This window comes from Streptomyces shenzhenensis (genome assembly GCF_021462265.1).
Lineage (GTDB): Bacteria > Actinomycetota > Actinomycetes > Streptomycetales > Streptomycetaceae > Streptomyces > Streptomyces shenzhenensis.
Map to the genome: position 1 here is coordinate 1 of NZ_JAJONF010000105.1, position 6,674 is coordinate 6,674.

General features: G+C 74.8%; 5 protein-coding genes and 1 pseudogene. 5 read left to right on the forward strand and 1 reads right to left on the reverse strand.

Annotated features, from left to right (window positions below; all coding sequences use genetic code 11):
- The first annotated feature begins 326 nt into the window (after positions 1 to 326).
- Positions 327 to 740 carry a DUF302 domain-containing protein gene (locus tag LQ326_RS46505; RefSeq protein WP_234545264.1) on the forward strand — a complete coding sequence of 138 codons (414 nt, stop codon included), beginning with the start codon at positions 327 to 329 and terminating at the stop codon, positions 738 to 740.
- Positions 741 to 1,921: 1,181 nt separating this feature from the next.
- Here the strand turns inward: LQ326_RS46505 and LQ326_RS48170 are convergent.
- Positions 1,922 to 3,440, reverse strand: a pseudogene (locus LQ326_RS48170) (AfsR/SARP family transcriptional regulator); the annotation flags it as partial.
- A gap of 63 nt (positions 3,441 to 3,503) precedes the next feature.
- Here LQ326_RS48170 and LQ326_RS46515 point away from each other — a divergent pair.
- The 4 genes from LQ326_RS46515 to cysC all read left to right on the forward strand — a co-directional run bounded on the left by LQ326_RS46515 (position 3,504) and on the right by cysC (position 6,636).
- Positions 3,504 to 4,376 carry an alpha/beta fold hydrolase gene (locus LQ326_RS46515; protein WP_234545265.1) on the forward strand — a complete coding sequence of 291 codons (873 nt, stop codon included), beginning with the start codon at positions 3,504 to 3,506 and terminating at the stop codon, positions 4,374 to 4,376.
- A 411-nt stretch (positions 4,377 to 4,787) separates the two neighbouring features.
- Positions 4,788 to 4,982: a DUF5999 family protein gene (locus LQ326_RS46520; RefSeq protein ID WP_234545266.1), complete on the forward strand. Its 195-nt coding sequence runs from the start codon at positions 4,788 to 4,790 to the stop codon at positions 4,980 to 4,982.
- 90 nt (positions 4,983 to 5,072) lie between these two features.
- Positions 5,073 to 5,885: a PaaX family transcriptional regulator gene (locus LQ326_RS46525; RefSeq protein ID WP_234545267.1), complete on the forward strand. Its 813-nt coding sequence runs from the start codon at positions 5,073 to 5,075 to the stop codon at positions 5,883 to 5,885.
- A 199-nt stretch (positions 5,886 to 6,084) separates the two neighbouring features.
- Positions 6,085 to 6,636, forward strand: a complete 552-nt coding sequence (cysC, locus tag LQ326_RS46530) for an adenylyl-sulfate kinase (protein ID WP_234545268.1) — start codon at positions 6,085 to 6,087, stop codon at positions 6,634 to 6,636.
- The last annotated feature ends 38 nt before the right edge of the window (positions 6,637 to 6,674 follow it).

Here is a 6,674-nt window from a genome sequence, read left to right on the forward strand (position 1 = left end):
AGTCCACAACACCCTCCACCAGCCGCCGGAGACCGCCATCGAGCTGGCACCGTGAGTACTGCCTCGGTACCGCGGGAGCCGGCGCGGCGGGCGTTCGGCGCGTGCGCCGGTTCCCGTTCCGTTCACGCTGCCGCCCGCCCACCCGCCTGGAGCGACACCGGGACGACACGCGCCGCAAGGCCCTGGGCTCGACGGGAGCACATGTACCCCCGGGGGTATTATCGGAGCCAGGGAGAGCGCGGGTGACATCACCACGGGCACCTCGCGCACACGACAGGACACGCCTCCCGGCTACGCGAGCAGACACGAAGGCAGGGATCACCGCCATGCGTTACGACCGCACGGTCCACCTGGACACCGACTTCACCACCGCCGTCGCCCGCACCCGTGACGCCCTCGCCGCCCAGGGCTTCGGCATCCTCACCGAGATCGACGTCACCGCCACCCTCAAGGCCAAGCTCGGCCCGGCCGCGGCGGACATGGAGGACTACCTCATCCTCGGCGCCTGCAACCCGGCCCTCGCCCACCGCGCCCTGGACGCCGACCGCTCCATCGGCCTGCTGCTGCCCTGCAACGTCGTCGTACGCCGCGACGGCGACCGCACCGCCGTACAGGCCCTCGACCCGGACACGATGGTCGCCCTCACCGGACTCGACGCCCTCCGCCCGGTCGCCGAGGAGGCCACCCACCGCCTCGACGCCGCCCTCGCCTCCCTCGTCCCGGCCGAGCCGACCGCCTGAGGGCGGACGGCGAGGACCACCAGGCCCGGTCACCGGCGGCCGGCACACCGGACCAGCGCCGCGCCACGAGGCCGTCCCCCTGACCATCGCGCGCGTCACTACCGGCCAGGACCCCGGTGTCCGGGGACTGCTCCAGGACGGGCAGCGCGTACAGGACGCCCGGTCCGCGCGGAACGGCGACGCCAAGGCGGCTCCGAAACCGGTGTGCGGCACGCGGTGAGCCTTGAGCGGGCCGGGCGGCATCCGGCCGGAGCCGACCGACGTCGCGTCGCGGCACTTTCGGCGGTGCGCCTAGCGGAGTGCCTCCTCGATCGCCGCCAGCCAGCCGTCGACGGGTCCCGCCGTCAGCAATCCGCTGCCGGCGCCCGCGAGTTGGCCGGCGGCCGGGCGCAGCCGCACCAGGCAGCGGTGCAGCGTCGGGCGGTCGCCGATTGCCAGGGCGACGGCCGCCGTGACGCACCACAACGCCTCCTGCACGAGGTCGGCGGGAGGTTCGGGCAGCCCGCGAAGCACGTCGCGGGCTGCCTCTTCACCGTCCTCGGCGAGGGCGAGTGCGGGCCGGATCCAGGGGAGATACGGCCCCCAGTCGGCGGCTGGATCGACGGCCTCGAGGATCCGGTACGGCCGCCCGGCGAGCCGCGCACAGAGCAGCGCGAGTGGGAGCAGCCCGTCGCGCACCCCGGGCATACCGCCCCCGTCCAGGAGCCGGCCGACCGCACGGTAGGCGGCCTCGACAGGACCACCGGGGTCGGCCGGCGTTCCGGTCCCGCACGGCGCGAGGGAGCCGGCGACGGGCGTGCGACCGCCCGTCCCGCGGGCCGTGGCGGCCTCGGCACCGGACCCCGGGCCCCGGCCGCCCCGCCCGGCCACACCGCGCCGGCCCGAATCCCGCCCGCCGCCCCACCCAGCCGCTTCGCCCCCGCTCGCGTCAGGGCCGCCACCCGGCCCAGCCGCTCCACCCCGGCCTACGTCACGCCCGCCACCCGGCCCAGCCACTTCACCCCGGCCTACGTCCCGCCCACCACCCCACCCAGCCACTGCACCCCCGCTTGCGTCAGGCCCACCACCCGGCCCAGCCACTTCACCCCGACCTACGTCCCGCCCACCATCCGGCCCGGCCCGTCTGCCGGAAACCGGTAGGCGTCTTTCCCCGCCGCTGTCGGCTCTTCCCCTCGCCTGCCCTGTCTCGCCCGTCGCCGCCAGGCGCAGCGCCCGGTATCCCTCCGTGAACACCCGGACCAGGGGCAGCTCATGGCGGTCGGCCAACCGGTCGGCGGCTTCGGCGTGTTCGTCGGCCGCGGGGAAGTCGGCGAGGGCGGACCGCGTCTGGACCCTGATCAGGTGGCCGAGTACCTCGTAGGTGACCAGGCCGTGCCGGGCGGCCAGGGCGACCAGTTCGGTGCCGACGGCGTCGCGGCGCGGGGCGAGGCCGGTCCGGGTGCAGGACTGCATGAAGACGCCGTTGAGGGCGAAGGCGAGCAGCGCCGGGTCGTCCAGGCGGCGGGCGAGGTGTTCCGCCTCCGCGGCGGCTGCCACGGCGCGGTCGGACCGGGTGCCGCGTGACTCCAGGGCGACGGTGGCCAGCAGCCGGCAGCGGGCCGCGTCGTGGGCCGGGGTGGCGGGGAGGCGGGCCAGCGCCCGTTCCGCGGCCCCGACGATGCGGCGGGCGCCCGACTCGTCGTCGGACCGGGTCCAGATCGCGGGGACGTCGTAGGCGCCGATGACCCGGGCAGTGAGTTCCGGGTCGCCGAACTCCTCGGCCGCGGTGATCGCCGCGAGCCGGTGTTCGCGGGCGGCGGCCAGCCCGCCGGAGCCGGTCACCGCGAGGGTGCGCAGCAGCCCGACGGCGGATTCGAGCCGGGCCCGGGAACCGGCGGCGACGGTACGGTCGTACACCTCGGCGGCCCGGGACCAGACCCGGGCCGCCGCGGCCTCCGGGACGGCGGGGGCGTCCAGGCCGGGGTCCTGGGCGAGCACGTCGGCCTCCAGCCGGCGCAGCGCCCGGCCGGGGTCGACGCCCAACTGGCCGGCGAGGGTCGCGCGGGCCCGACGGAGCACCGCGAGGGCGTCGCCCTGGCGGCCGGTCCGGTAGAGGGCGAGCGCGAGCAGTCGCCAGGCCTCCTCGCGCCACGGGTACCCGACGAGGTGGGCGTCCAGGTCCGGTACCGCCTCGGCCGCCCGGTCCGCCGCCAGCAGTGCCTCGGCCCGCTGCTCCACGGCTCGCAGCCGCAGCTCGGCGAGCCGGGCCCGCTCGCCCCCGCACCACTCCTCGTCTGCGAACTCGGCGTAGGCGGGTCCACGCCACAGTTCCAGCGCCTCCGTGAGCAGTTGCCCGGCCCGGACGGGCTCCTGCTGCCCGGCGGCTCCCACGGCCCGCTCGAAGCGCCAGGCGTCGACGGCTTCGGCACGCAGGGCGTAGCCGGGACCGTCGGTGACCAGCAGCCGGGCGGGGGCACGGGGCGGCCGGTCGGGTTCGAGGGCCCGCCGCAGATCACCCACGAAGGTGCGGACGGCGCCGACGGCGCTGGGCGGCGGCTCCGTCCAGAGGTCGGCGACCAGCCGGGCCACGGGCACCACGCGTCTGCGGGCGACGATCAGCCGGGCCAGTACGGCGCGGTGCCGTGGGCCCTTCAGGGCGAGCGGGAGGCCGGCCCGCTCCGCCGTCACGGGCCCGAGCACCCCGAAGGCGACCTGGTCGATGCTCACCCGCCCACCGTACGTGTTGCTGATCGGCTGCTGATCCGGACGCGAGAGCCTCGGCGCATGAACATTCCTGGTTTTCGGGCGCACCGCGTCCAGGTCGCGGACGGCGTCACCCTGCACACGGCGGTCGGCGGCACCGGCAGCCCGGTCGTCCTGCTGCACGGTTTCCCCCAGACCCACCTGATGTGGCGGCACGTGGCCGCCGACCTCGCGGACGGGCACACCGTGATCTGTCCTGACCTGCGCGGCTACGGCGCCAGCGACAAACCGGCCGACGCGGACGGGACGTCGTACGCGAAGCGGACCATGGCCGCCGACATCGTGGCGCTCGCGCGGGCCCTCGGTCACGAGCGCTTCGCGCTGGCCGGGCACGACCGGGGCGCGCTGGTCGCCTTCCGAGCCGGGCTCGACCATCCGGAGGCGGTCACGCATCTGGCACTGCTGGACGTCCTGCCCACCCTGGACATGTGGGAGGTGCTGCACGGCACCACGGCCGCCGTCGCCTTCCATCTGTACCTGATGGCCCAGCCGCCGGGGCTGCCGGAGGAGTTGATCGGCGCGGCTCCGGACCTGTTCTTCGGCCATTTCCTCGACCTGTGGTCGAACGACCCCACCGCGATCCCCGCCGGCATCCGCGCCGTCTATCTCGCGGCCTGCCGGGCGGCGGTGCCCTCGATCGTGGCCGACTACCGGGCCTCGGCGGGCGTCGACACCGAGCACGACCGGGCCGACCGGGCCGCCGGGAACCAGCTGGCCATGCCGGTCACCGTGCTCCAGCAGGACTGGGGCGCCGCCCTCGGGTACGACGCGGCCGCGCTGTGGCGGGCCTGGGCGCCGGACCTGGAGCACCACACGGTGAACTGCGGTCACTTCATGGCGGAGGAGGCGCCGGAGGAGGTGACATCGGCGCTGCGGAAGCTGCTGAGCCGGTGACGGAGGTCATCGGCGTCCGGCGGTCCGGCGCCGTGCGGTGCTGGGCCGCCCGGCAAGGCGTCTCAGGCCCGGGCGAGGGTGATGTGCCGCCGGCCGAGCGCGGCAGGACGGCCGCGGCGGGCCGCCCGAGCCGCGCGGCTCCCTGACCGGCGCCTCGGACGCGGGCCGCGCCGGTCCCCGGCTTCCTGGAGGTGACCTTGCCGGTGTTCCCCCCGCGGTCTGCGGCGCCGTCGCACACCGCTGGGGGGACGCGGGGGTCCCGGAGCCGCGGCGTCCGTCGTGGCGGCGTCCGGGAGTTGTCCGCGTGTTGTCACAGGTCGCGGCAGGGGGTTCCCCGGCGTTCACGGCAGGAGCATGGTCTGGTCATGCCGGTCGGCGTCCGTGCCGGAGGCAGACCCGTGGAGGTGCGCCATGTGTTCCCACCAGTCCCCGAGCGCGACGGCCGGCCTCGGCCTGGCGCACATCGTCGCCGCCCACCCCGAGCAGGGCTGGACCCTGCTCTGCGACGGGGCGATCGTCTTCGACGACACCGGCGAGCTGCACCCCGACGGCAGCGTGGTCCCGCCGCACCGCGGCCCGGCCGACCGCCTCGCCGTCGCCGCCTGACCCGGCACCAGGGGCCGGGGCGGCCCCGGAACCCTGACTCTCATTCAGCCGGGCACCGAAGGTGACCAGCAGCGATGCCGGGGACCTAAAATGATCAACGTGCCCGAGCAACACGCCCCGCGGTCCCTCATCGTCACGCTCTACGGCGCGTACGGCCGCCTCCTGCCCGGCCCGGTGCCCGTCGCCGAGCTGATCCGGCTGCTGGCCGCCGTGGGCGTGGACGCCCCCTCCGTACGTTCGTCGGTGTCCCGGCTGAAACGGCGCGGGCTGCTGGCCCCGGCCCGTACCGCGCAGGGCGCCGCCGGGTACGAACTCTCCGATGAGGCACGGCAGTTGCTCGAAGACGGTGACCGCCGGGTGTACGCCGGCGCGCCGCCGGAGGACGAGGGCTGGGTGCTCGCGGTGTTCTCGGTGCCCGAGTCGGAGCGGCAGAAGCGGCACGTGCTGCGTTCCCGGCTGGCCGGACTCGGCTTCGGCACCGCCGCCCCGGGCGTGTGGATCGCCCCGGCCCGGCTGTTCGAGGAGACCCGGCACACGCTGTGCCGGCTCGGCCTCGATCCGTACGTGGACTTCTTCCGGGGTGAGCACCTCGGCTTCGCCCCCACCGCCGAGGCGGTCGCCCGCTGGTGGGACCTGACCGCGATCGCCAAGGCGCACGAGCAGTTCCTCGACGCCCACGAGCCGGTGCTGCGCGACTGGGAGCACCGGGCGGACACCCCGCCCGAGGACGCCTACCGTGACTATCTCCGCGCTCTCGACTCCTGGCGCCACCTGCCGTACACCGACCCCGGACTGCCGGCGAGCCTGCTGCCCGCCGACTGGCCGGGCGCCCGCTCGGCGGCCGTCTTCCACGCGCTGCACGACCGGCTGCGGGACGCCGGAGGCGCCCTCGTCGGGCTGTGACCGACCTCTGCGCGTCCTGTTGCCTGCTCAGAGAACGCCCACTTGTGAAATGTGCATGACAGGGTAATGTCACCTCCTGCATACTCGGCGTCACTCAGTTAAACCTAAGCTTTCTTGACCACTCCTCTCAGAGTTCTTACCTACCCTTCGACAGGTCGTACGCAAGTTCGTCCAGAGGTAAGGAAGAGGTCTGTTGCGCATGACCACCACGCCAAGGGCTCAGGGAGCCACGGTCTGGCTGACGGGGCTGCCGAGCGCGGGCAAGACGACGATCGCCCGCCTCCTCGGCGACCGGCTCAAGGCCGGGGGACACCGCGTGGAGGTCCTCGACGGCGACGAGATACGCCGCTTCCTCTCGGCCGGCCTCGGCTTCTCCCGGGAGGACCGCACCACCAACGTGCAGCGCATCGGCCTGGTCTCCGAGGTGCTCGCGCGCAACGGCGTGCTCTGCGTCGTCCCGGTCATCGCCCCCTACGCCGACAGCCGCGAAGCGGTGCGGAACAGGCACGAGAAGAGCGGGACACCGTACCTGGAGGTGCATGTGGCGACCCCGGTCGAGGTGTGCTTCGAGCGGGACGTGAAGGGCCTGTACGCCAAGCAGGCCGCGGGCGAGATGACCGGGCTGACCGGTGTCGACGACCCGTACGAGCCACCCACCGATCCGGCGCTGGTGCTGCACACCCAGAACCAGACCCCGCAGGAGTCGGCGGACGCGGTGCACGCGCTGCTGGTGGAGCGGGGACTGGCATGAGCGCCTTCTCGCTGTCGCATCTGGACGCGCTGGAGTCC

Excerpts from the sequence above, each read along its gene's own strand:
- cysC (WP_234545268.1), top strand. The coding sequence starts at position 6,085 with ATGACCACCACGCCAAGGGCTCAGGGAGCCACGGTCTGGCTGACGGGG.
- LQ326_RS46515 (WP_234545265.1), top strand. The coding sequence starts at position 3,504 with ATGAACATTCCTGGTTTTCGGGCGCACCGCGTCCAGGTCGCGGACGGC.
- LQ326_RS46505 (WP_234545264.1), top strand. The coding sequence starts at position 327 with ATGCGTTACGACCGCACGGTCCACCTGGACACCGACTTCACCACCGCC.
- LQ326_RS46520 (WP_234545266.1), top strand. The coding sequence starts at position 4,788 with ATGTGTTCCCACCAGTCCCCGAGCGCGACGGCCGGCCTCGGCCTGGCG.
- LQ326_RS46525 (WP_234545267.1), top strand. The coding sequence starts at position 5,073 with ATGATCAACGTGCCCGAGCAACACGCCCCGCGGTCCCTCATCGTCACG.